Source organism: Clostridium sp. AM54-37XD (genome assembly GCF_003478225.1).
In the GTDB taxonomy this organism is placed as follows: Bacteria; Bacillota; Clostridia; order Lachnospirales; family Lachnospiraceae; genus Coprococcus; species Coprococcus ammoniilyticus.
Genome location: NZ_QUEV01000005.1, coordinates 89,274 through 113,529, shown reverse-complemented (window position 1 = coordinate 113,529; position 24,256 = coordinate 89,274). Strand labels below are relative to the sequence as shown.

Here is a 24,256-nt window from a genome sequence, read left to right as displayed (position 1 = left end):
GGGAGACTATTTTATGAAAAAACATACGAAAATGTCAATGCTAAAACGTATCCTGGCAATTGTGATCGCAGCAGCAGTAGCGGTTTCCATACTTACGGTTCCGGATGTGGAAGTAAGTGCGGCAACCGGTAAAGTAAAATCTGTAGCGGTTACAAACCTGCCGGCAAAACAACTGACACTCAAAAAAGGGAAAACATTTACCTTAAAATCAAAGGTAACAGTAACCGGAAAGGCTTCAAAGAAGGTTACATATAAGACAAGCAATAAAAAGATTGCAACGGTAAATGCAAAAGGTAAGATTACAGCAAAGAAAAAAGGAACCGCTAAGATCTATGTGATCTCAAAGGCAGATAAGAAGAAAAAATGCACGATCACAGTAACCGTCGGAACACCGGTTACCAAAGTGAAGCTGAATAAGACCAAGTCTACAATGACAGTCGGCAAGAAGCAGACCTTAAAGGCAACGGTTACACCGAAGAAAGCAAGTAGCAAGGCAGTCGTATGGCAGTCATCCAATAAGAAGGTTGCAACTGTAACCAGCAAGGGTGTCGTAAAGGCAAAGAAAGCCGGAACGGTTAAGATTACAGCAACAGCAAAGGACGGCTCCGGTAAGAAGGCATCCTGCAAGGTAACAGTAAAGAAAGTGTCTGCAGCGAAACCGGACAATCCAGTTCCAGTAACGCCGCTTGGTATCAAGAGTGTGAAAATCGTACAGGATGATATGATGGAGGTTACCTTTACAAAGGCAACAGCACTTACGGCAGCAGATTTTAATGTATGGGCAAAACGATATGAAAATGCAGATTATCTGAAGAAATATACAGTAAGTCAGGTAACGACAACGGATTCCATTACTTACAAGGTGTATATCACGGGAGATATGGTATTTGGCAAAGGGCTTTATATCAAGGTAGAGGTACCAAAGTTAAAGTTGTCAAAAGAGTGTGTGTATATGGAAGATACATACAATGTCGAAAATTCTGTAACATTATCATATAAAGTAGGAGCTACAGTAAAAGATATAAGACAAAGACTGGGAACAGGTTATGCGAATTATTCGATCAGCGGGCTTCCTGCCGGTATTCAATATGAGGTCACAACAGAGGCAACGAAACGGGTGATGGAATTTTCAGGATCACCGAGAAAGGCTGGGGTGTATGACAGCGTTCTGGTTTACGAAGATGAGATTGGCAGTAAATATCGTTTGACAATCCGTTGGATCATATATGACGCGGACAATCTGATCGTATGTGATAAAGAAGAAGGGGCATTAAATACTAATTGGAGTAGTTTATTTACACCGGTGTATGCATATGGAGGAAGCGGTTCTTATACATATGAGATCATAAGAGCAGAAAGTGACAGTGCGATTCTGAATAACTGTAAGATTGTAGATGATTTAGATAAGATCAATATCAATGCAAAAGGGATTGCATCAGGAGTATATAAGATCCGTATCCGTGTCATAGATCAGAAGGATGGTACAAAGACAGGAACGGGAACACTTACTTTTACAATTGTAGATTCCTATTATATCAAGGGAATTGTAAGAGATGCGAATGGAGATCCGATAGAGCAGTACCGTTATTCAATAATTAATAAGAATAGATATGCGGAATATTCAAATACGATAAGCGGAGTAAGGTATAGCACCTATAATCTCAGTACCAAAAAATATGATGGTACGTTTTACGATGAAGGTCTGGAAAGCGGCACATATGATATCACGATATCCGATCGAAGCGGGTCTGTAAGTCAGAGCATTTATAATCTGACAGCATTACCAAGAAAGGAAGGGCAGACATCGACGGATACGGATCTGAAGATGATGTTTGATGTCACACTTCCTGTTTATAAGATCAAGATTGAGATGGACCCAAATGCGCCGGAAGAAGTACAGGGATTTACGAAATTCGCTACCTGGCGCGATGTAGCCGGATCGAAATATTACAATGAAGGAACAACACAATACCTTCCAAACGGAACTTATCATCTGAGCTGTACCGGTACGGTGAATGGCACAAAATATGTCTTTTATGTGGATATAACCGTGAATGGCAGCAATAAAACAGCATATGCTTATGTAAAAGAATAAGATATGGGAATGGATGTTACATGAGTCATGAGAAACATGGAAGGAGACAAGAGTATAAATGAAAGAAAGACGAAAGAATTCGACGGTAGGGAGAATACTTGCATGGGTGATCGCAGCTGCAGTGGCAGTATCCATTCTTACCATTCCACAGACAGAAAGTTATGCGGCAGGGGGTAAGGTAACAAAGGTAGCGGTATCCAATCTTCCGGCAAAGCAGCTGACACTGAAAAAAGGGAAAACATTTACTTTAAAGCCAAAGGTAACAGTAACCGGAAAAATTTCAAAGAAGGTTACTTATAAGACAAGCAACAAAAAGGTTGTGGCAGTGAATGCAAAAGGTAAGATCACAGCAAAGAAAAAAGGAACAGCAAAGATCTATGTGATCTCAAAGGCAGATAAGAAGAAAAAATGCACGATCACAGTAACGGTCGGAACACCGGTTACCAAGGTGAAGCTGAACAAGACCAAGTCGACAATGACAGTCGGGAAAAAGCAGACCTTAAAGGCAACGGTCACACCGAAGAAAGCAAGCAGCAAGGCAGTTGTGTGGAAGTCATCCAACACAAAGGTTGCAACGGTTACGAGCAAAGGTGTTGTAAAGGCAAAGAAAGCTGGAACGGTTACGATCACAGCAACTGCTAAGGATGGCTCCGGTAAGAAAGCAACCTGTAAGGTTACAGTAAAGAAAAAAACAGTGAATCCTGCACCTATAACACCGACGCCGGTCGAACCGGTCGTGATCAAGAGTCTGACAATCCTTGGAAATGCAGATATTCAGGTGGTGTTAAGTGCCAAACAGGCATTAAAGGCATCGGATTTTACAGTTTCCAGTAAAGTGAATGGATATGGTAAATATGTAAGAAAATGTGTACTTGACAGTGTGACAACAACAGATCAGATCACATATCGGATTCATTTGAACAGACAGGATGTGCTCTTTAACAGTAATATGGTTCAGGTATCTGTTTCAAAATTGAAGACCAGTAAAGAAGCGGTATATCGAAAAGCTGCCAGTACAATAACGACCAGCGAAGTAAAGATATTTGCAAAGGGTGACGGATTTAACACAAAGAAGGATGTAACCTATTATAAACCGGATATATCAGGACTTGCTGTTATTACAGTTGGAGAATTGCCGCCGGGCGTTTCTTATAAAGAGGTACAGATAGGCAGTAATTCAAATTATCTTGAATTTACAGGCGTATTTACTGCGAGCGGGATCTATACAACAAAGATCGATGTAGTAGATGAACTTGGTAATAAGATACATCATACGATCACCTGGAAGATATGGGATGCTCAGACGATCGTTGCAGAAGACATTATACAATATGGCTATTTACAGAATCCGGATGCAGCAGCCGGTAAACCGGATGGTGCGTATACATCCAAATCTGATGCACAAATTTTACCACGAGGCGGAAGCAGTACTTACACATATGAAGTTGTTTCGAAGGCAGACTGCATGGAACTGACACCGGATGGATTTTATGCTTATGGTACGATAGATACCAGGCAGGCGGGAACTTATTCTATGAAAGTAAAGATCACAGACAAGAAAGATTCTGCTATCTTTACATACTGTACAGTGACATTTGTCATTACAAAGGGAATTCGTGTGAAAGGAACATTTGTGGATCTGGATGGTCATAAGATCAAGAATACAGTTTCAGATACCTTTTGGTGTTATATCAAGTCCAGGTGGACGGATCGGGCATACTCCATTGATCTGAAAAAAGAGATCGGAAAGTACAATAGTAGTACCGGAACGGTATATTTTGATGTCCCGGAAGGCAATTACGACATAAGAGTGGTAAATAAAACCGGAGGGGTAGAAAAATATCTTGAAAATTATACGGTAAGTGCATCAACAAGCAATAATTACCAGATTGTGCTTCCGTTATATCAGATTACGGTTGCATCAGATAATACAGCATTAGGTGCTTCATCTTTTGGAGAATGGGAAGAAGCAGATGGTACTTTGAGAGGAAAAGGTGAGTATCTGTATCTGCCGGTTGGTAATTATACATTAACCAGTACTGCAGAGAAAGCTGGGGTAACCTATCAGGCAACTCTCAAGATATCAGTTACGAATACTACACGGTCTGCAACAGTGACCGCACATGTAGTGGCGAAATAAAACAAAAGAATAACAATTTATAATTATAAGACGGATACCTGTTATAATGATTTGATGAATATGTCATATTATAATGGGTATTCGTTTTTTTATGTGAAAAATTGTATTATTGTCAGAGATGAAGATGTCGAAACAGATATACGTTTTAATTATATTATGCCAAAATATAAATAAACATCACCAACAATGCAGATACTACAATAGAAACTATAAATTTATGTGTGATTAGCTGTAAAAATATATGTTTAATATTCAGAATTAGTTATTGTACAAAAGTGAATGGATATGCAGGTATGCTGTGTCGGCTGGTGCTTGTATCCTATAACAACATTAGCGAAGCTCCGTTATGAAGTGCACATTGTCAGCACATACGGGTGCATGTTTGAGCCGCAGGCGAGTTTGCACAGGAGTATGTGCGGATAAGACATGTGCAGTTCATAGGAAGAGAAGTGTGTTGTTATAGGATACAAGCACCAGCCGACACAACATACCTGCATATACCTCACAAAACTAGTGGCTAATTCTGAATTATCCCCGCCAATTCCGGGTGTTGAATGTTTTTCATAATTGCGGTATAATATTGAATCAATATGTACAAATATAGGAAGTCTGGAGGTATACAGAATGAGTGAAGAAAATACAAGCACGTATGAAAATATAGAAGAAGAAAATTCCATCGGTCATGTACAGATCGCAGGCGAGGTAATCGCGATCATTGCAGGTCTGGCAGCAACTGAAGTAGACGGTGTATCAAGACTTGCCGGCTCACTATCAAATGAACTCGCAAGCCGTCTTGGCAAGAAGAATCCGGCAAAGGGCGTGAAAGTAGAATTACTGCCGGGCGAAGTAAAGGTAGATCTGGCAATTGACGTATTATATGAGTACAGCATTCCAACTGTGACAACACAAGTTCAGGATAAAGTAAAGCAGGCAATCGAGACTATGACAGGTCTTAATGTAACCAAGGTAAATATACGTGTAGCCGGCGTTCGCATGGCAGACGCAAACTAGAGAGGAACATATGACAAGACGAGAGATAAGAGAAACCGTATTTAAAATTTTATTCAGTCTGGAATTCAATGACATTTCAGAGATCAGAGAAGAAGCAGAACTCGAACTGGAGCATGCCAGCCTTTATGATGAAGACGATAACAAGATGGATGCAGTAGCCATGACAGAGGAAGAAAAAGCCTATGTTATAGATCGAGTAGAGGCAGTCGTAGCCCATATTACAGAGATCGATGAAACGATCAGTGGTATTTCACAGGGATGGAAGCTTGGCAGAATCGGAAAAGCAGAGCTTGCTATCTTAAGACTGGCTGTATACGAGATCAAATTTGATGAAGATATTCCTGTAAAGGTAGCGATCAATGAAGCAGTAGAGCTTGCAAAGACATACTGCGATGTAGAAGCAAAGAGCTTCATTAATGCACTTCTTGCAAAGCTTGCAGATTAGGTGAGAATATGGCAAAGAAAAGCTATACCGTCGGACAGGTAAATGGATATATCAAGAATCTGATCAGCAGTGATTATCTGCTTGGTGATATTTATGTGAAGGGAGAAGTCTCTAACTGCAAATATCACAGTTCCGGGCATATCTATTTTTCATTGAAGGATGAGACCGGTTCGATCATGGCTGTTATGTTTAAAAGTTATGCATATTCCGGTCTTGATTTCAAACTGGAAAACGGGCAGCAGGTAGTCTGCCACGGAAGTGTGAATATCTACGAACGGGATGGCAGATATCAGTTATATGTAAAAGAGATCAAGCTGGATGGGATTGGAAATCTCTATGAGCGGTATGAACAGTTGAAACAGAAGCTGTATGAACAGGGACTGTTTGAATTCGATATCAAGAAGCCGATACCGGCATATCCGAAGCGGGTAGGCATCGTGACAGCACAGACAGGTGCGGCGATCCAGGATATCAGAAACATCGCAAAGAGAAGAAATCCATATGTCCAGCTTATCCTGTATCCGGCAAAGGTACAGGGAGATGGGGCAGCAGAGGATATTGCACATGGAATCGAAGTGTTGGATACTTTGGGCGTAGATACGATCATTATCGGTCGTGGCGGCGGTTCGATCGAAGATCTCTGGGCATTTAATGAGGAGGTCGTTGCATGGGCAATCTATCATGCAAAGACGCCGATCATTTCCGGTACAGGTCATGAGATTGATAATACCATCGCAGATTATGCGGCAGATCTTCGAGCTCCGACACCATCAGCCGCCTGTGAGCAGGCAATACCGGATGTGATGTCCACGGTTCATCAGGTCATAAATCAGGGCAGACAGATGGATTATCTGATGAAACGGAGACTTGCAGCATATCAGGAGAAGTTACAGGTAGCAGAACGGCATCTTCGTATACTGAATCCAAAACAACGACTGGCACAGCAGCAGATCTATCTGGATGATCTGTCAGATCGTTTAAACCGTGCTATGAAGAACAAATATGACAGATACGAACACCGGGTGATGCTTCTTGCAGAACGTCTGCATGGTCTGTCACCATCGGCGAAGCTTATAAACGGATTTGGATATATCGAAAAGACCGGAATGCCGGTAACAACGATAAAAGAGATAGAAAAAGACGACCACATTACCATCCGTGTTCATGATGGTCTGATCGAGACAAGAGTAACGGATGTGAAAGAGGAAGATTAGAAATGGCAGAGAAGATGGAAAAGGAGGATTTCTCGATCGAGGAATCCCTGAAGAAAATAGAAGCGATCACGGCTGTCTTAGAGAATCCTGCGACATCGTTAAAGGACAGTCTGGCAGCCTATGCAGAGGGCGTACAGCTTGTTCAGGCATGTAAGGACAATCTGTGTGATGTAGAAAAAGAAATGATCGTATTGAGTGGAGAGAACAGTGGAAAAGAATAAATTAGAACTTCGGACAAAAGAAGTACAGGATATTATATACACATATGCACCGGCAGAAGAAGGGTTTCAGAAAACTATCTTTACGGCAATGAATTATTCCTTTCAGGCAGGCGGAAAGAGACTACGTCCGTTATTAATGCAGGAAACCTACCGCTTGTTTGGCGGAACAGGAAAAGTTGTAGAGCCGTTTATGGCAGCAATCGAGATGATACATACCTATTCCCTGATCCATGATGATCTGCCGGCATTGGATAATGATGAATACCGCAGAGGAAGAAAGACTTCGCATGTGGTATTTGGTGAGGCAATGGCGATCCTTGCTGGTGATGCGCTTTTAAATTATGCATTTGAGACAGCCTGTAAGGCATTTGAGCTGGAACCGGGTGATCAGACTGTTGCCAGAGCATTCACGATCCTTGCAAAAAAAGCAGGTGTAAACGGAATGATCGGTGGCCAGGTTGTAGATGTAGAGATGACAGGGAAGCAGATGAGTGGTGATCAGCTTCATTTTGTGTATGAGAATAAGACCGGTGCGTTGATCGAAGCATCCATGATGATCGGTGCAGTTCTTGCCGGAGCAACGGAAGACGAATTGAAGCAGGTTGAGATGATCGCATCGGATATCGGACTGGCATTCCAAATCCAGGATGATCTTCTGGATATTTTGGGTGACAGCGCAGTGCTTGGAAAACCTGTCTGCTCAGATGAAGAAAATGGTAAAGTAACTTATGTCACGGTCCACGGACTTGAGGAGTCCAAGAAGGATGTCGCGGAGATATCCAGGCGTGCGGTTACAAGACTGGATCAGCTTCCGTATAAGAATGAATTTCTGGATGAATTGATTCTGGAACTGGTCAACAGAAAGAAATAACAGAGATGAAAGATATGAGTATACTGGATCGAATACAAGAACCAAATGACATAAAGAAAATAGATGAGAAAGATCTGCCGGAGCTGGCACAGGATATCCGAGAGTTTCTGATTGCAAATGTCAGCGAGACGGGTGGGCATTTGGCGTCAAACCTTGGGTGCGTGGAACTTACAATCGCACTTCACCGTGCGATGGATTTCCCGGCTGATAAGCTGGTATGGGATGTAGGACATCAGTCCTATGTGCATAAGATCCTGACCGGACGAAAAGATCAGATGACAACGTTACGGAAGTTTGGCGGTTTAAGCGGATTTCCCAAGACCAGTGAGAGTGATTGTGATGCTTTTAATACAGGACACAGTTCGACTGCGATGTCAGCAGCACTTGGTATGGCATGTGCAAGAGGAATCAAAGGAACACAGGAGAAGATCGCAGCCGTTGTTGGTGACGGTTCTTTCACTGGTGGTATGGTTTATGAAGCGCTAAATAACATGGCAGAGGTCAAGACCGGATGTCTGGTCGTGCTGAATGACAATGAGATGTCGATTGACCACAATGTAGGTGGAATGTCAAGCTACCTGAGTAAGCTTCGTGTCGGTCAGCCATATAATGATCTGAAAAACGGAATCGAGAAAGCGCTGATGCATATACCGGTAGCAGGTGAGAAGCTTGCGAAAGGATTGAAGCGGTCAAAGGACTCTTTAAAGCAGATATTCGTTCCCGGAATGTTCTTTGAAGAAATGGGTGTTACTTATATCGGACCGATCGATGGTCATAATATACGCATGATGGAAGAAACCTTCCGGCGTGCATTTAAGTTAAATAAACCGATTCTGGTTCATGTGAAAACGATCAAAGGAAAAGGGTATAAATATGCGGAGAAGCATCCATGCTATTTCCATGGGATCAGTTCTTTTGATGTTGCAACCGGAAAAGTGAAAAATGTAGAAAAAGGTTTATCTTATACTGCTGTATTTGCGAGAAAACTGATAGAACTTGGAACAGAAAATAATCGAATCGTTGCGATCACGGCAGCAATGAGCAAGGGAACCGGAGTCAATAAATTTGCAGAGGAATTCCCGGATCGAACCTTTGATGTGGGAATTGCAGAAGAACATGCGGTAACATTTGCGGCAGGACTTGCTGCGGAGGGCATGATCCCTGTGGTAGCGGTATATTCTTCCTTCTTACAGCGGGCTTACGATCAGATCCTGCATGATGTCTGTATGCAGAATCTGCATGTTATATTTGCAATCGACCGGTCAGGGCTGGTCGGGGCAGACGGTGAGACACATCAGGGAATCTTTGATACAGCATTTTTATCGCATATTCCGAATCTGGTCATTATGGCTCCGAAGAACCGCTATGAGCTGACCAGAGCGATGGAATGGGCAGTAGCCTATGACGGACCGGTTGCGATCAAATACGCCAGAGGACAGGCATATTACGGTTTGAAAGATTATAATGAGCCGGTCGAATACGGAAAGAGCGAGATCCTCCGTGAGGGAAGTGAGATCGCATTAGTAGCGGTTGGAAATATGGTGGAAGAAACCGAGAAATTATATAACCGGTTCCTACAGGAAGGCAGACAGGTGACCTTTGTCAATGCAAGATTTATCAAGCCATTAGATAAAGAGATGATCGACCATCTGGCAGAGACACATAAGCTGATCGTAACGATCGAGGAAGGTATTCTGCATGGCGGTTATGGTGCTCTGGTTGAGGAATATCTGGAATCAAAGGCAAGTGATGTGAAGGTGCTTCCGATCGCAATCGAAGATACCTTTGTCCGTCATGGAAGTGTAGAAGAACTGAGAAAGATGTTGAAGATAGATGCTGAATCCATATACAGACGGATTCGGGACATAATGGAGTAGAGATGAAAGAACGACTGGATGTAATGATGGTAAATCGTGGACTTGCAGAGTCCAGAGAAAAAGCAAAGGCGATCATCATGTCGGGCATTGTCTATGTAGATAACATAAAGGAAGACAAGGCAGGATCGACATTTGATGAGAAAGCACAGATAGAAGTAAGAGGCAACACATTAAAATATGTGAGTCGTGGTGGTTTAAAGCTTGAAAAGGCAATGGATTGCTTCGGAGTAAGCCTTGCAGGAAAAGTGGCAATGGATGTTGGATCTTCAACCGGTGGATTTACGGACTGTATGCTGCAAAATGGTGCAGTTAAGGTGTATTCGGTGGATGTCGGACATGGACAGCTTGCATGGAAGCTTCGAAACGATGAGCGGGTTGTCTGTATGGAGAAAACAAATATCCGTTATGTGACACCGGATGATATCGAAGACAGGATTGCATTTGCATCGATCGATGTATCCTTTATTTCTTTGACAAAGGTGCTTCCTCCGGTAAAAGAGCTTCTGACAGACGATGGAGAGATCGTGTGTCTGATCAAGCCGCAGTTTGAAGCCGGCAGAGAAAAGGTCGGTAAGAAGGGCGTTGTCAGAGATCAGAAGGTGCATGTAGAAGTGGTTGAAATGATCGTTGACTTCGCAAGACAGATCGGATTTAAAACACTTGACTTAAGCTATTCACCGATCAAGGGACCGGAAGGAAATATCGAGTATCTTTTGTACATAACAAAGGATCAGACGAAGGAAAATAAAGAATTTGATATAAAGGCTATGGTGGAAGAATCACACAGATGCCTGTAAGAGGAGTAAAGATCCGATGAATCGTTTTATGATCGTGGTGAATCCCGATAAGGACACCGATTCGACAGTTACAAACAGAATACAGAGTTATCTGGAAGCGCATGGAGCAGCCTGTATGGTGCGGGATGTATTCCATCTGGAGTCTTCGGACTGGGAAGCTTTAAAGAAAGAGCAGTTTGACTGTGTACTGGTTCTTGGTGGTGATGGAACACTGTTACGCATGGCTGGTGAGACGGAAGATATCGATATACCGTTATTTGGCATTAATCTGGGTACGGTAGGCTTTCTGACAGAAGGGGAAGTTGCAAATATCGAAGAGATACTGGATCGGCTGCTGACGGATGATTTTACGATTGAAGAAAGAATGATGGTCACAGGTACGGTTACGAAAGCGGATGGAACAACGTATCGCAAGAGTGCTTTAAATGATATCGTGATCAGCCGGGCAGGATTTTCCAGACTGATCGGACTTAATGTGTCTGTTGATGGACAGGTGCTTGATACATATGAGGCAGATGGTGTTGTGATATCGACACCGACAGGCTCAACCGGCTATAATCTGTCAGCGGGAGGGCCAATCGTCAGCCCGGATGCAGAGCTATTAGTGATCACGCCGGTATCACCACATTCATTGACTGCAAAGAGTATCGTATTATCCGGTAAAGAGGAGATTACGATAGAGATCACCAAGAAGCGTAAGACACAGGATACAGAGGCGATCTGTTCTTTTGATGGTGGTAATGATGTGGAATTATCTGTTGGTGACCGGGTAGATATCCGCAAGGCGGAGAAGATAACCAGACTGATCAAAGCAAGTAATGTAAATTTTTATGAGATACTTAGAAATAAATTAGGAGGAAACTGAGATGAAATATCAAAGACAGGCAAAGATACTGGAGCTTGTTGAAAAATATGATATTGAAACACAGGATGATCTTCTGGGGAAACTGAAGGAAGAGGGATTTCAGGCAACACAGGCAACTGTTTCCAGAGATATTCGGGAAATGAATCTGACCAAGGTATCCGTACCGGGAGCCAGACAGAAGTATGCCGTTGAGAAGAACAATCGTTATGAGACGCTGGATTCCTATAAGAAGGTTCTGAGCACAGGAATTATTTCTGTAGATGCAGCAGAGAACCTGATCGTGATCAAGACAATCTCCGGTGTTGCCATGGCTGTAGCGGCTGCACTGGATCATATGGCTATTGATGGCTGATGGGCTGTATAGCAGGAGATGATACGATCTTCCTTGCTGTGAAGGATAAGAACCTGACGATGTCGATCAAGGCGCAGATTGAAAAGATGTAAATTCTGTTATTTTGTGCATGGAATACACAGGAGGACATATGCTTTTAAATGTACACATAAAAAATATTGCATTGATTGAAGATGCAAATATCAATTTTACAGATGGACTGAATATCTTAACCGGTGAGACCGGTGCAGGTAAGTCTATTATTATGGGAGCTTTAAAGATTGGTATGGGAGGCAAGCTTCCCAAAGATATGCTGAGAGATCCGGAAAAAGAAGGCTTCTGTCAGTTATTATTTTTTATTGATGATGAATCACTGGTGAAGCAGCTGCAGGAGCTTGGGGTTACACCGTCAGAGGATGGAGAGATCATCATAACCAGACGAATAGTAAATGGCAGAACCATGAATACTATTAATGACCAGACAGTAACAGCAGCAAAGTTAAAAGATGTTTCGGCACTTCTTGTGGATATGCATGCACAGCATGAGCAGCAGATCCTGTTGAAGAAGGCAGAGCATTTGAATATTATGGATAAATTTGCAAAAAGACCGCTTGCTTCATTAAAACAGAAATATGAAGACTGCTATAAAACATTTGAAGATCTTCGAAAAGAACTGGAAGAAGGACAGATGGATGAAGGCGAGCGGAAACGGAAACTGGAATATATCCGGTTTGAAGCAGGAGAGATCGAAGGGGCCAGGCTGGTTCCGGGTGAAGATGAAGAACTGGAGAAGCAGTACCGTAAGATGGTGAATGCCAAGGATATTGTAGAAGCAGTTTCTGAGGTTTATTCGATCACAGGGTATAACCGGAACGCATCTGCCGGAAATGAGATCGGACGTGCGCTTGCAAGCTTAAAAGCGATAAAAGGTCTGGATGAGGAGATAGAGAGCATCTTCAGTGAGCTTACAAATATTGATTCGCTGTTAAATGATTTTAATGTATCGGTCAGTGATTATATGCAGAGTATGGAATTCGATGAGTCTGAATTCCATGAGGTTGAAGATCGGCTGAATACCATTAATAATTTAAAAGGAAAATATGGAAGAACCCTAGATGATGTACTTGCTTATCTGGAGCAGCTGAAGCAGGATGAAGCAAAGCTTGTGCAGTATGAGGAATATGCGGAAGAATTGCAACAGAAAGTGAAAACAGCAAAAAAAGAACTGGATCAGGCGGCGGAAGCTTTAAGTGCAGAACGAAAGATTCAGGCAAAAGAATTATGTAAGCGGGTATCAGAGGCACTGGAAGATCTGAGTTTTAATCAGATCCGGTTCGATATGCATTTTGATCGTCTGACACATCCGGGAACTTCCGGTATCGACGACTGTTACTTTGTTGTATCGACAAATGTCGGAGAAAAGGAACGTCCGCTTTATGAGGTTGCATCCGGCGGTGAGCTTTCGAGGATCATGCTGGCGATCAAATCCTGCATGGCATCGGAAGATAACATTGATACTCTGATATTTGATGAGATTGATGTTGGTATCAGCGGCAGAGCAGCATCAAGTGTGGCAGCAAAGCTTGCGGTTATATCAAAAGCGCATCAGGTGATCAGTATTACGCATCTGCCACAGATTGCAGCAATGGCGGACAGTCATTACAGAATTGAAAAAGTGGTAAAGGATGGCAAGACGATCACGCAGATCTCCAAGTTAGACCGGGAAGAATCTGTGCTTGAGATTGCCAGGCTGCTTGGCGGTGCAGAGATCACAAATGCCGCGGTTGAAAATGCCAGGGATATGAAAGAACTGGCAGACAAAGCAAAAATACACTAATTAAAAACAGAACAAAAAAACCAATACTAAGAGTAGCAATAAAACAATTGCTGCTCTTTTTTAGTTTTTTTGCGCATATGATGAGCCAAAGTCTGTGCGGTGGATTTTCTGAGAGCAGCCTGTAAATGGAAAGGAGAAGTTAGGATGGAAGAAAGTAAAACTTCAAGTCGTTACCGTTCGCTGCTGATCGGATTTTTGATCTTGGATCTGATCGCATTTACACTGCTGGCAGTCGCTTATTTCTGGAACGGAGATATCGGAGATCAGGAGATCAAGTATGAAGATGCGGAGCTTGTATTCGATGATCTGTCCGGACAGAAAGTGATACCGTCCGGCGAACCGGTCGGGATCTATCTGAAAACAGATGGCGTTATGGTCGTAGATTGTGACGAGGTGGAAACTGCACAGGGAGAGATTTGCTCTCCCTGTAACGGCCTGCTTCAGACAGGAGATTACATCACAGCTGTAAATGAAACAGCCATATCAACAAAAAAGGAACTGATGCAGGCTTTATCCGGGAATAATACTGGAACTGTGAGACTTACATTTCTGCGGGACGGAAAGTTACAGGTAGCAGAGGTTACACCTGTGAAAACAAATAAGAATGCTTATATGTTAGGACTGTGGGTGAAGGATGATATATCGGGTATCGGAACAGTGACCTTCCTATGTGGCAATCAGTTTATGGCACTTGGACACAGCGTATCGGATAATGATACCGGGCTTAAGATCAGCAGCACCGGTGGGGGTATCTATACTACACATATAACGAAGATCAACCGATCCTTTGTGTCGATGCCGGGGCAGCTTCAGGGAACGATCCTTTACAAGAAGGATCTGATCGGAATTGTAGAAGGTAATTATGATAACGGAATCGGCGGATATCTCGATGAAGAATATGTGGCGAAGCATTACAAAGCTGCAGAAGCCATGTATATCGCAGATCCTGATGAAGTTCAGACCGGAGAGGCATATATTTATTCCAGATTGGATGGGAATCTGAAAAAATACAAGATCAACATTCTGGCGGTTCATACCGATACTGCCAATAAAAATATGGAATTTAAGGTAGAGGACGAGGATCTGATCGCACTTACCGGCGGTGTCTGTCAGGGCATGAGCGGAAGCCCGATCGTACAGAATGGCAAGCTGATCGGTGCGGTTACACATGTGCTTGTGGATGATCCTACGGAAGGGTATGCTGTATTTATTGAAAATATGATAAAGTAGTGACTTAATTGATTATTCATGTTAGAATCGAAGCTGTACACTGTTAAAAGAAAAAAGAGAAGGGATATTTTGCTTCAGGGTACATGGAGCAGAAGATAGAGTACGATGGATACACAAAACAATAACAACAGAAGTTCATTTTCGGGGAAGATAGGATATGTGCTGTCGGCGGCAGGAGCGTCGGTCGGTCTTGGAAATATATGGCGGTTCCCGTATTTGGCGGCAAAGTACGGAGGAGGAATCTTTCTTCTGATCTATATTCTGCTGGCACTCACATTTGGATATACGATGATTGTTGCTGAGTCTGCGATCGGTCGTATGACAAGAAAGAGTTCGGTCGGAGCGTTTCGGTCATTTGGCAAGAAGAAATGGTTGTCCTTTGGCGGCTGGATCAATGCGATCATACCGGTGCTGATCGTACCGTATTATTCGGTGATTGGTGGCTGGGTTATCAAATATCTGGTGGAATATGTCAAAGGAAATGGAAAGAATCTGGCAAAGGATGGATATTTTACAGACTTTATCTCGAATGGCGTTTCGACAGAGCTTTGTTTCATCGTATTTTGTCTGTTTACGCTGGGGATCATCTTTGCAGGTGTTCAGAATGGTATTGAGCGTGTATCAAAGATCATGATGCCGGTACTGATCGTGTTATCGATCCTTATTGCTGTATATTCAGTGACAAGACCGGGGGCATTAAAGGGCGTGAGGTATTTTCTTGTTCCGAATTTTGATAATTTCTCATGGATGACTGTGGTAGCGGCGATGGGGCAGATGTTTTATTCCCTGTCGATCGCAATGGGTATTCTGATCACATTTGGTTCTTATATGAAAAAGGATACGGCGATCGAGGATGCTACAAGGAATGTTGAGGTGTTTGATACGGCGATTGCGATCATGGCAGGACTTATGATCATTCCTGCGGTATTCGCATTTTCAGGCGGTAATCCTGACACCTTACAGGCAGGTCCTTCATTGATGTTTATAACGATCCCTAAGGTATTTCAGAATATGGGACTTGGAACAATAGTCGGTATTCTGTTCTTCCTGTTGGTTTTATTTGCAGCAGTAACCAGCTCAATCGCACTGACTGAGAGTGCAGTATCCACATTTGAGGATGAGATCGGTTGGAGCAGAAAGAAAGCAACTGTTTATGTAGGTGTGATCATGCTGATCCTTGGAAGTCTGTCATCACTTGGATATGGACCGCTCGCCTGTGTAAAGATCATCGGTATGCAGTTCTTAGATCTGTTTGATTTTCTGACGAATTCGGTTATGATGCCGATCGCAGCACTTATGACCTGCTTACTGGTTTCAAGAGTTGTGGGAATCGATAAGATAGAAGAAGAGATTCGTCATGGCGAGGGTGCATTCCGCAGAAAGAAGATCTTTGTTGTGATGATCAAATACATATGTCCGGTCTTCGCCTGATCATTCTTGCAAGCTCGGTTGCAAATGCACTTGGCTGGATCTCGATGTAGGATAAAAAGCAAAACTTCATTTAAAAATATAAATAAAATCTCCCCATTGTCTGTATTATGACCGCAGTTGTTGACTGTGGAAAATATATCGCAGTCAAAGGGAGATTTTTTGTCTTCAAGAATTTTGTATTGACATTTTATGTACACACCCATATAATTACCTATGGTAATTAACAAAGGTAATTATCAAATGAAAGTAAATTTATATCATTATTTGCAGGGAAAGAGCAGTTTTTATGAGAGATTTTTTCAACAAATTAAGATCAGAAGGGAGTATCAGAGCATGAATGCAGATAAGATCAAACGGATGTTAGATGCCTGTTATCTGGCAAAACGTATCCGGGAATTGCTTCCGGAGCTGCCAGAGGGTGTTACACCAGCATATATTCAGTACATGGATGTCATACATATCATTAAGGAGCAGCAGGAGCATGTAAAGATTTCCGATATCAGTGACTATCTGAAGCTGCCAAGACCGGGCGTGACAAGGACGGTAAAAGAGATGGAAAGCAAAGGGTATCTCAGCAAATATGCTTCAGAGGAGGACGGCAGGATCACTTATATTCAGATCACAGAGAAAGGTGAATTGCTGTCAGATAAATATGATAAGAATTATTACAGTCGTTTAGTTCGATATATGGATGACATTTCAGATGATGAAGCGGACTGTATGATCGATACGATCAGTAAATTCTATAAGGTCATGAGTGAGAGGAGGGTTACCATTGAATAGTTCAAAGTCAGATTTTACACAGGGAAGTATACTTGGGAAGTTAATTCCGTTTATGATGCCGGTGCTTGGTGCACTTGTATTACAGGCGGCATATGGAGCAGTTGACCTTCTGGTGGTTGGACGATTTGGCAGTACCTCCGGTCTGTCTGCGGTATCGACCGGAAGTCAGGTTTTAAATCTGGTTACATTTGTGATCACACAGCTTGCTATGGGAATTACAGTATTGATCGCGAGATATATCGGTGAGAAGAAGCCGGAACAGATCGGAGCATTGATCGGTGGATCTGCCGTCGTATTTGCGGTGATCTCAGCCGTGCTGTTTGTTGTGATGATTGCCTTTTCGCGGCCAATCGCGATACTGATGCAGGCGCCGGAAAAGGCAGTAGGACTTACCGCAAGTTATGTCCGTATCTGTGGAGCAGGCATTTTCTTTATTGTTGCATATAACCTGTTGGCGGCGATATTTCGTGGACTCGGAGACAGTAAATCCCCATTGATCTTTGTGGCAGTTGCCTGTGTGGTAAATGTCATTGGGGATCTGATCCTGGTAGCAGGCTGTCATATGGATGCGACAGGAGCTGCGATCGCAACTGTAGCAGCACAGGCAGTGAGCGTGGTATTTGCGATCTGTCTGCTTATAAAGAAGCAGCTTTCATTTACGATCACGAAGGCAGATTTCAGATTGAATGAGCATTGTAGAAAAGCACTGAAAACAGGACTGCCACTGGCACTTCAGGAGTGCCTGACCCAGGGATCCTTTCTAGCATTATGTGCGTTCGTGAATCGTCTGGGACTGGAAGCATCATCGGGTTATGGTGTAGCCTGTAAGGTTGTAAATTTTGCCATGCTGATACCAAGCTCCCTGATGCAGTCGATGGCATCCTTTGTTTCGCAGAATGTGGGAGCCGGAAATGAGAAGCGGGCGAAGAAAGCAATGTATTCCGGAATTGGTGTTGGCCTCGTGATCGGATGTATCGTATTTATCTTTGTAATGTTTAAAGGAGATCTTCTGACAGGAATCTTTACAACTGATAGAATCGTTGTTCAGAAAGGATATGATTATCTGCGGGGCTTCGCATTGGAGACCATCGTAACAGCGGTGTTGTTTAGCATGATCGGATATTTCAATGGACATGACAAGACGCTGTGGGTTATGATACAGGGATTGATCCAGACCCTGCTTGTCCGCCTGCCGCTGGCCTATTATATGAGTATCCAGCCGGATGCCAGCCTGACGAAGATCGGACTTGCAGCACCGGTTGCAACGATATTTGGTATTGTGATCAATATCATCTTCTATATTCATATGAATAAGAAGATGAGAGACAAGTCGCTTTAAAGCTGCTAAAAGAAGTTATAGCTTCTCTATGCTTCAAATGCGTTTTTAAAATTCCGTTTCTGTTCACCGCGGTAAAAGAGGACGGAGACTGCAGTTCCGCAGCACCAGCCGACCGGCCAGGAGCACCAGATACCGACAGAACCGAACATCTTTGAAAAGATGATGGATAAGACTACTCGAAGGATCAGATCGGTAAAGGTGGAGATCATGAATTTGTTCATGATACCTGCGCCACGCAGGATTCCGTCTGCCATTAATTTGATGGAAACGATGAAATAAAATGGTGTAAGGATACACAGGAAAACGATACCTGTCTTGATCGCAGTTGCAGTCGGGTTATCAAGAAAGAGCAGCAACAGCCATCTTCCGCAGGTGAAGTACAACAACGCAAACGGAATACATAACAGCCAGACCAGCTTTAAGGAAGCCTTGAAGCCGGAACGGATACGGTCGATCTTGCCTGCACCGATATTCTGGGCGGTATAGTTTGAGATACCGTTTCCCAGTGTGGTAAGAGAGGTGATGACCAGATTGTTCAGCTTGACAGCTGCAGAATATCCGGCGATAACGCTGGTTCCGAAGTCGTTGATAACACTCTGGATGATAATATTTCCGATGGATATAAAGCTCTGCTGTAGGGTGCTTGGGATAGCAACGACCAAGATCTGTTTTAAGATGCTGCCATCAAAGAACCGGAAACGGCCTTCTGTCTTGATACCGATAAGACGGCGAATCACAACAGCTACAGCCAGAACGGCACTGACACCCTGACAGAGGAAGGTTGCCCAGGCAACACCTGCGATTCCCATCTGAAAGGATTTTACAAATAAGATATCGACAAATATATTGGAAACGGATGATATTGCAAGGAAGATGAATGGAGTTCTGGAATCACCGAGAGCGGAGAAAATTCCGGTTGCAATGTTGTAAAAGAACATAAATGGAAGACCATAGATATAGATGTTCAGATACAGCAGGGAAGCATCCATGATATCGTCCGGAGTGTGGATCAGAGCAAGCAGTTCCCGGCTGGTGAGCAGACCGGCGATCACCATAACAGCCAGTAAAACAGCCGTAAAGATAAAAGTGGTCGATACAGCCGTCTTCATATTCCGATATTCTTTTGCTCCAAATAATCTGGATACGATAACCGAGCATCCCATATTGCATCCAAATGCAAATGCGATAAAGATCAATGTGATCTCGTAACTGTTGCCAACAGCGGCAAGAGCACTTTCATTGATGAATTTTCCGGCAACCAGACTGTCGGCAATGTTATAGAGCTGCTGGAAGATCACACTTCCAAAGAGTGGCAGACAGAAACGCCACAGCACAGATTCCGGTTTTCCTACGGTCAGATCCTTGTTCATTTTTATTCGTCCTCATTTCTTTTTTTATGACATGATGAATTATAGAACGATAAAATAAAATGTCAAGAATGATTAAAGGCTCCCGTGGAGTAATTGGGTTAAATCATCAGGTGTATCAATATCCCTTAGTTCGTTTATATCTGAAACTGAAATGGTACGGATACGATCAGGATGATTATTTATTACCAGACTGCCGCCTTTTCTTAAAGGAAGATTCTGAAGTTCCTCAAAAAATTCAGCCGGAAAGATAACAGGAGAACCAACTATATCTCCATAACAGGTTCGCCAGATTGAGTTTCTGTCATTTTCCGCACAAAGAAGCAGCGAGATCATGGATTCTTTTTGAAGCAAAGGCTGGTCGGCGGGGAGAAAGACGCAGCGATCGATATGATCACCAATGGTTTCCAGACCGAGGCGAATCATATCGTTTCGATGCGGAAAGGTATGAAGCAGTACCGGAATATTTTGTTTTATACATAAGCTCTGAATTTCCTTGTGAATGGTTACCACGACAGATGTTGTAAACAGATTCTTAATAATGTTAAGAGAGAAATCGATCAATGGTTGTCCATTGAAATCAGCAAGCAGCTTATTTCCACCAAAGCGGGTACCCTGACCGGATGCCATGATGATACAGCCTGCATTTCCATATGGTTGATCGAGATCCAAAAGGAAAACATCCTTATGGTTACGCAGTTCCTCCAGAAACGGAAGCTTTTGTTTTCGCACGACCATGAGAAGCTGTTTGTGCTTCATTAAGGTTCGTATAGCTTGCCGGTATTTGCAGGAATTACTTTCCAGAAAGCCGATTTCATCAATCGTGATCCATTCGGAAGTTGCATGCAGACAGGAATGTAAGAATGCGGTTCCTTTTTCATCAAAGCATTCGGGAATAGCAAGCATCTGATTTCTCTTATGGGTTGGATCCGGATGATAACGTCCAATCTGGATTATTTCTTTTGACAAGTTGTTTTTCAGGTAGACTCCTTTTTCCGGTACTACCCAGGAGGTAACACCGGGCATCGGGGAGGAAAAGAGAGATGCCAGAAGTGTTGTTTTTCCACTTCCGGATGCTCCTGTCAGAACCAGATGTTTTTTTCCACTAGTCTGAAAAGATCTCCATATAGAGTTTGCTGTTGGCCTCGTTACAGGCATTCCGGTAGGTTTCATATTTTTTCAGCCATTCCTTTCCCTCTGGAGTCAGAGTACTTCCACCACCGGATCTGCCGCCGGTGCTACGTTTTGTCAGAGAAAATCCTAGTTCTTTTTCTGCCTTATTGATCATACGGAGTGCCTTTGTATAGGCAAGTCCCATAGAGATTGATGCAGAACGGAGAGAGCCGGTTTCTTCGATCATATGAAGCAGTTGGCATGGTCCGGCTCCAAAAAATTTTTCGTTATTATCATTTACAAAGTAAATTTTTGTTATTGCTTTCAAGATGTTTCAGCCTCCTTCATCATAACAAGCCTGCTATTTCCAAGACGATCGTTAAGCTTTGACAGACTGATTGTACCATATATTTTGGAAAGAAGCTGTTCCATATCGGAAATTGATGTTTCGGATGGAATGATCGTACCGATCAATCTGCCGTCTGACAGGATCAGAAGTGAATCACAATAATTTAGCGCCAGAGCTGAATCATGTAGTGTGATCAGGCAGAAGCATGATTTTGTTGGATATAATCCTGTAAAAGCTCCATTGCCTGATAACGTAGTCGAAAATCTAAGGCACTTTCCGGTTCATCCAAAAGAAGAAGTTTTCGTTTGCCTGCAAATGTACGTGCTAATATACATAACTGTTTCTGACCGGCACTCAGACTTTGAAAATTATCATACATCCGGTTGCCAAGACCAACATCGATAAGTGCCTGTATAGCTGTTTCTTTCATTTGCCGGGTTGGAGTCTGCAACAGTTTCAGTTCAGGGTTGAACCCCATCATAACTACATCAAAAAGCGTGAGATCTAAAGAGATACTGTTATTTTGTGGTATATATCCACAAAGCCTTGCCAGTTCCTTTGGGGAAACTGATTCTACGGTAATTGTATCAATTTGACAGTTCCCCGTATGGGGAAGCAGATTTGCCAGAGACTTGATCAAGGTGGTTTTTCCGCAACCGTTTGCCCCCAGTATACCAATAATCTGACCGGAGTCGACGGAAAAACTGATATTTTTGATAATGTTTGTTCCATTATATCCGGCAGACAGATTGTTTACAGTCAGTAATTTCATATCCGATCACTTCTCCTTATACATAGATAGATTAAGAATGGGACTCCTAAAAGACTTGTAAAGATACTTACAGGCAGTTCTGTGGATGCTATACTACGAGCAAATATATCTCCCATGGTTAGCAGACATCCACCGATCAGTCCGCTTAGCAGCATGGTGGATAGCCGGTTGTTTTTTAGTAATAAACGTGCTCCGTGTGGTGCCAGAAGAGATACGAAGCTGATCAGTCCGGTCATACTGATCACACCGGAAACAGCCAGTGTCGCAATCAACAAAACAATCAGACGAATCTGCTGTACATTTACACCGAGCATTTTTCCCTCATTATCATCTAAAGAGAGAAGGATGATCTGTCGATATAATAAGAATAGAATGACTGAACAGAAAAGACATAGGATAATATTTCCTTTTATGGAGTAGATGCTGATTCCATTTAGACTTCCCATGATCCAATATTCAATCGATGCCAGTTGTTTTTCCGGATCTGCGATTAATTTCAGACAAACCAGTGCCGTCTGTGCGAGACTGTGAACAGCGATTCCGGCAAGTACAATGCTGTGACCATCCCGGTCTGCGGTTAAGGAAGATAATACCAGTGCAAGGATAACAGAACAATCAGCCCCTGCAAAAGCAGAGACTGTGATCGCCATAGAACCGGATAAGAACAGAATTCCAAATGCTGCACCGGCACTGGCTCCCGAAGATACGCCAATGATATCAGGGGAGGCCAGAGGATTCCGAAAAACGGTCTGATAGACAAAACCTGCCATGCCAAGGACAAATCCTCCGATAGCACCGATAACAGCGCGGCTGGCGCGGAGCGTAAGAAATACTCGCCATTGCATGGAGTCTCCGGCTATCAGACCGGTCAGGGTGATCCTGTATTTTCCGATAAACAGGGAAGCTGCTGTCAGAAGAATCAGACCTATGCTTCCGGCAATAAGATATAAATTCGCTTTATTTTTTGATTCCATAGAATGTTTCATAGAAAGAATTCATCTCTTTCGTATAAGTATCAGTTGAAACCTGATCAGGATGCAGGATTCCGGCAAGCCAGATGGAAGCCAGGATACTTGCAGGTACAGGACTGTCCAGTGCTTCGATATCCCCCGGAATGGCATAAACGTGGTTATTTTTTACTGCTGTGCAGTCTTTCAGGTTCGGATCGCTTAATACATCATCTGCTGTATATTCTGCATCGGAAGCAAGAATAATATAATCAGGATTCCAGGAGAGAAGCTGTTCATAGCTAATCTCGGCCCAATAGGTATCAGAGATATCAGATGCTACATTTTTACCGCCTGCAAGTTCGATAATACCTGATTGGTACATAGCTGGACCGGCAGTTGACAGGAGAGAAGAATTACCTGCAAGGTAAATATTCGGAGTGCCGTCTGCGGTTGCAAGAGAAGTAGTAAGCATTTCTTTTTCCTGATGAATGAAGTCAAGCAGCTTGTCTGCTTTATCCTGGGTATTTGTAGCTGTGGCAATAAGACTGATCATATCGGATAACTGATCCGGACTTTCTGGATTTACCAGCAGCACAGGAATACCAAGCTCTGTCAGACTCTTTGCGGCATCTTTTAGCTTTAACGGTAAAATTACAAGATCCGGTGAAAGAGAAGCACAGGTTTCCAGATCGAATTCCTTTGCTGTTCCGACATTTGGAAGTTTCAGAAGCTCCGGAGCAGCCAGTTTGTAGATTGGTCTTTTGTCTGCCTTTGCTTCAATACCTACCATCTTGTCCGATAATCCAAGTGCGATCAGAAGGCTGGAAGGAATGTAATATCCGCTTACAATCTTAGCCGGCTCTTTTTCAATGGTAACGGTGCGGTCTGCCTGATCCGTTATTGTGACCGGATAAGAGGTTTCGTTTTCGGCAGCTTTTGTAGATGCATCATCTGAAGAAGCTTCTGATGATAATTCTGAGGTCGCTTCTGATGAGGCGGTTGTCCCCGTGCCTGCAGGCTTTGATGAAGGATTACAGCCTGCCAGAGATAAAAGCAGGGAACAGATTAATAATAAGGATAAGCATTTTTTTAGTGTGTTTTTCATAATAACTCCTTTTCGTTATACTTTAAATAATACAACGGTATTGTAGCAAAGCATCTTTTCAAAAACAAGTATTTTTACTATAATATATTATGATATAGTGCGGCTAAGGCAAC

Annotated in this window: 23 protein-coding genes and 1 pseudogene; 17 read left to right on the top strand and 7 right to left on the bottom strand. The window is 42.9% G+C overall.

The window, feature by feature from the left end:
- The first annotated feature begins 13 nt into the window (after positions 1-13).
- From DXA07_RS06235 to DXA07_RS06160, 17 genes and pseudogenes are all read left to right on the top strand, one after another.
- Positions 14-2,095: an Ig-like domain-containing protein gene (locus tag DXA07_RS06235; RefSeq protein WP_118483869.1), complete on the top strand. Its 2,082-nt coding sequence runs from the start codon at positions 14-16 to the stop codon at positions 2,093-2,095.
- Positions 2,096-2,153: 58 nt separating this feature from the next.
- Positions 2,154-4,235 carry an Ig-like domain-containing protein gene (locus tag DXA07_RS06230; RefSeq protein ID WP_118483867.1) on the top strand — a complete coding sequence of 694 codons (2,082 nt, stop codon included), beginning with the start codon at positions 2,154-2,156 and terminating at the stop codon, positions 4,233-4,235.
- Positions 4,236-4,859: 624 nt separating this feature from the next.
- A complete protein-coding gene (locus DXA07_RS06225; RefSeq protein ID WP_008401476.1) occupies positions 4,860-5,246 on the top strand; it encodes an Asp23/Gls24 family envelope stress response protein in 387 nt (128 codons plus the stop codon).
- Between the two features lie 10 nt (positions 5,247-5,256).
- Entirely contained in the window at positions 5,257-5,691 is a 435-nt protein-coding gene (nusB, locus tag DXA07_RS06220; RefSeq protein ID WP_021944759.1) for a transcription antitermination factor NusB, read from the top strand.
- 8 nt (positions 5,692-5,699) lie between these two features.
- Positions 5,700-6,905, top strand: a complete 1,206-nt coding sequence (gene xseA, locus DXA07_RS06215; RefSeq protein WP_118483865.1) for an exodeoxyribonuclease VII large subunit — start codon at positions 5,700-5,702, stop codon at positions 6,903-6,905.
- 2 nt (positions 6,906-6,907) lie between these two features.
- Positions 6,908-7,126, top strand: a complete 219-nt coding sequence (gene xseB / locus DXA07_RS06210) for an exodeoxyribonuclease VII small subunit (protein WP_117823484.1) — start codon at positions 6,908-6,910, stop codon at positions 7,124-7,126.
- On the top strand, positions 7,113-7,997 hold the full coding sequence (locus tag DXA07_RS06205; protein WP_242997365.1) for a polyprenyl synthetase family protein: 885 nt from the start codon (positions 7,113-7,115) through the stop codon (positions 7,995-7,997). Before xseB ends, DXA07_RS06205 begins: the two co-directional genes overlap by 14 nt.
- 14 nt (positions 7,998-8,011) lie before the next feature.
- The gene (gene dxs, locus DXA07_RS06200; RefSeq protein WP_181983931.1) at positions 8,012-9,874 is read left to right on the top strand and encodes a 1-deoxy-D-xylulose-5-phosphate synthase; all 1,863 of its coding nucleotides are present in this window, start codon (positions 8,012-8,014) and stop codon (positions 9,872-9,874) included.
- A gap of 2 nt (positions 9,875-9,876) precedes the next feature.
- A complete protein-coding gene (locus DXA07_RS06195) occupies positions 9,877-10,671 on the top strand; it encodes a TlyA family RNA methyltransferase (RefSeq protein WP_021944754.1) in 795 nt (264 codons plus the stop codon).
- A gap of 16 nt (positions 10,672-10,687) precedes the next feature.
- Positions 10,688-11,536: an NAD(+)/NADH kinase gene (locus tag DXA07_RS06190; RefSeq protein ID WP_226801086.1), complete on the top strand. Its 849-nt coding sequence runs from the start codon at positions 10,688-10,690 to the stop codon at positions 11,534-11,536.
- A gap of 1 nt (position 11,537) precedes the next feature.
- Positions 11,538-11,888, top strand: coding sequence for an arginine repressor (locus DXA07_RS06185; RefSeq protein WP_348980760.1), 351 nt, complete (start codon positions 11,538-11,540; stop codon positions 11,886-11,888).
- The gene (locus DXA07_RS14025) at positions 11,888-11,980 is read left to right on the top strand and encodes a hypothetical protein (RefSeq protein ID WP_348980759.1); all 93 of its coding nucleotides are present in this window, start codon (positions 11,888-11,890) and stop codon (positions 11,978-11,980) included. The genes DXA07_RS06185 and DXA07_RS14025 overlap by 1 nt, the downstream gene beginning before the upstream one ends.
- Positions 11,981-12,018: 38 nt before the next feature.
- Positions 12,019-13,704, top strand: a complete 1,686-nt coding sequence (recN, locus tag DXA07_RS06180) for a DNA repair protein RecN (RefSeq protein WP_243013914.1) — start codon at positions 12,019-12,021, stop codon at positions 13,702-13,704.
- Between the two features lie 144 nt (positions 13,705-13,848).
- Positions 13,849-14,934 carry a SpoIVB peptidase S55 domain-containing protein gene (locus DXA07_RS06175; RefSeq protein WP_118483861.1) on the top strand — a complete coding sequence of 362 codons (1,086 nt, stop codon included), beginning with the start codon at positions 13,849-13,851 and terminating at the stop codon, positions 14,932-14,934.
- A gap of 105 nt (positions 14,935-15,039) precedes the next feature.
- Positions 15,040-16,415 (top strand): annotated as a pseudogene (locus DXA07_RS06170) (sodium-dependent transporter).
- A 283-nt stretch (positions 16,416-16,698) separates the two neighbouring features.
- Positions 16,699-17,148, top strand: a complete 450-nt coding sequence (locus DXA07_RS06165; RefSeq protein WP_021944748.1) for a MarR family transcriptional regulator — start codon at positions 16,699-16,701, stop codon at positions 17,146-17,148.
- Positions 17,141-18,487: an MATE family efflux transporter gene (locus DXA07_RS06160; protein ID WP_117823494.1), complete on the top strand. Its 1,347-nt coding sequence runs from the start codon at positions 17,141-17,143 to the stop codon at positions 18,485-18,487. Before DXA07_RS06165 ends, DXA07_RS06160 begins: the two co-directional genes overlap by 8 nt.
- Positions 18,488-18,513: 26 nt before the next feature.
- On the opposite strand, the gene DXA07_RS06155 is transcribed toward DXA07_RS06160, so the two are convergent.
- From DXA07_RS06155 to DXA07_RS06130, 7 genes are all read right to left on the bottom strand, one after another.
- Positions 18,514-19,857 carry an MATE family efflux transporter gene (locus DXA07_RS06155; protein ID WP_118483859.1) on the bottom strand — a complete coding sequence of 448 codons (1,344 nt, stop codon included), beginning with the start codon at positions 19,855-19,857 and terminating at the stop codon, positions 18,514-18,516.
- Positions 19,858-19,929: 72 nt separating this feature from the next.
- Positions 19,930-21,027 (bottom strand): NTP transferase domain-containing protein, encoded by a 1,098-nt coding sequence (locus DXA07_RS06150; RefSeq protein WP_243015421.1) that lies wholly within the window; start codon positions 21,025-21,027, stop codon positions 19,930-19,932.
- Positions 20,960-21,295, bottom strand: coding sequence for a LysR family transcriptional regulator (locus DXA07_RS06145; RefSeq protein ID WP_008401492.1), 336 nt, complete (start codon positions 21,293-21,295; stop codon positions 20,960-20,962). The genes DXA07_RS06150 and DXA07_RS06145 overlap by 68 nt, the downstream gene beginning before the upstream one ends.
- Positions 21,292-21,441: a hypothetical protein gene (locus DXA07_RS13420; protein WP_243013913.1), complete on the bottom strand. Its 150-nt coding sequence runs from the start codon at positions 21,439-21,441 to the stop codon at positions 21,292-21,294. The genes DXA07_RS06145 and DXA07_RS13420 overlap by 4 nt, the downstream gene beginning before the upstream one ends.
- A gap of 68 nt (positions 21,442-21,509) precedes the next feature.
- Complete coding sequence (locus tag DXA07_RS06140; RefSeq protein WP_243013911.1) at positions 21,510-22,088, bottom strand: ABC transporter ATP-binding protein; 579 nt, start codon at positions 22,086-22,088, stop codon at positions 21,510-21,512.
- Entirely contained in the window at positions 22,085-23,062 is a 978-nt protein-coding gene (locus DXA07_RS06135; protein WP_118483960.1) for an iron ABC transporter permease, read from the bottom strand. Before DXA07_RS06135 ends, DXA07_RS06140 begins: the two co-directional genes overlap by 4 nt.
- Positions 23,046-24,143, bottom strand: coding sequence for an ABC transporter substrate-binding protein (locus DXA07_RS06130; protein ID WP_118483855.1), 1,098 nt, complete (start codon positions 24,141-24,143; stop codon positions 23,046-23,048). Before DXA07_RS06130 ends, DXA07_RS06135 begins: the two co-directional genes overlap by 17 nt.
- Between the last annotated feature and the right edge of the window lie 113 nt (positions 24,144-24,256).

Coding starts and splice junctions, on each gene's coding strand:
- DXA07_RS06155 (WP_118483859.1), bottom strand. CDS start 19,857: ATGAACAAGGATCTGACCGTAGGAAAACCGGAATCTGTGCTGTGGCGT.
- DXA07_RS06175 (WP_118483861.1), top strand. CDS start 13,849: ATGGAAGAAAGTAAAACTTCAAGTCGTTACCGTTCGCTGCTGATCGGA.
- DXA07_RS06135 (WP_118483960.1), bottom strand. CDS start 23,062: ATGGAATCAAAAAATAAAGCGAATTTATATCTTATTGCCGGAAGCATA.
- DXA07_RS06140 (WP_243013911.1), bottom strand. CDS start 22,088: ATGAAATTACTGACTGTAAACAATCTGTCTGCCGGATATAATGGAACA.
- DXA07_RS06130 (WP_118483855.1), bottom strand. CDS start 24,143: ATGAAAAACACACTAAAAAAATGCTTATCCTTATTATTAATCTGTTCC.
- xseA (WP_118483865.1), top strand. CDS start 5,700: ATGGCAAAGAAAAGCTATACCGTCGGACAGGTAAATGGATATATCAAG.
- DXA07_RS14025 (WP_348980759.1), top strand. CDS start 11,888: ATGGGCTGTATAGCAGGAGATGATACGATCTTCCTTGCTGTGAAGGAT.
- DXA07_RS06165 (WP_021944748.1), top strand. CDS start 16,699: ATGAATGCAGATAAGATCAAACGGATGTTAGATGCCTGTTATCTGGCA.
- DXA07_RS06195 (WP_021944754.1), top strand. CDS start 9,877: ATGAAAGAACGACTGGATGTAATGATGGTAAATCGTGGACTTGCAGAG.
- DXA07_RS06150 (WP_243015421.1), bottom strand. CDS start 21,027: ATGAAACCTACCGGAATGCCTGTAACGAGGCCAACAGCAAACTCTATA.
- DXA07_RS06225 (WP_008401476.1), top strand. CDS start 4,860: ATGAGTGAAGAAAATACAAGCACGTATGAAAATATAGAAGAAGAAAAT.
- DXA07_RS06230 (WP_118483867.1), top strand. CDS start 2,154: ATGAAAGAAAGACGAAAGAATTCGACGGTAGGGAGAATACTTGCATGG.
- DXA07_RS06235 (WP_118483869.1), top strand. CDS start 14: ATGAAAAAACATACGAAAATGTCAATGCTAAAACGTATCCTGGCAATT.
- xseB (WP_117823484.1), top strand. CDS start 6,908: ATGGCAGAGAAGATGGAAAAGGAGGATTTCTCGATCGAGGAATCCCTG.
- nusB (WP_021944759.1), top strand. CDS start 5,257: ATGACAAGACGAGAGATAAGAGAAACCGTATTTAAAATTTTATTCAGT.
- recN (WP_243013914.1), top strand. CDS start 12,019: ATGCTTTTAAATGTACACATAAAAAATATTGCATTGATTGAAGATGCA.
- DXA07_RS06190 (WP_226801086.1), top strand. CDS start 10,688: ATGAATCGTTTTATGATCGTGGTGAATCCCGATAAGGACACCGATTCG.
- dxs (WP_181983931.1), top strand. CDS start 8,012: ATGAGTATACTGGATCGAATACAAGAACCAAATGACATAAAGAAAATA.
- DXA07_RS06185 (WP_348980760.1), top strand. CDS start 11,538: ATGAAATATCAAAGACAGGCAAAGATACTGGAGCTTGTTGAAAAATAT.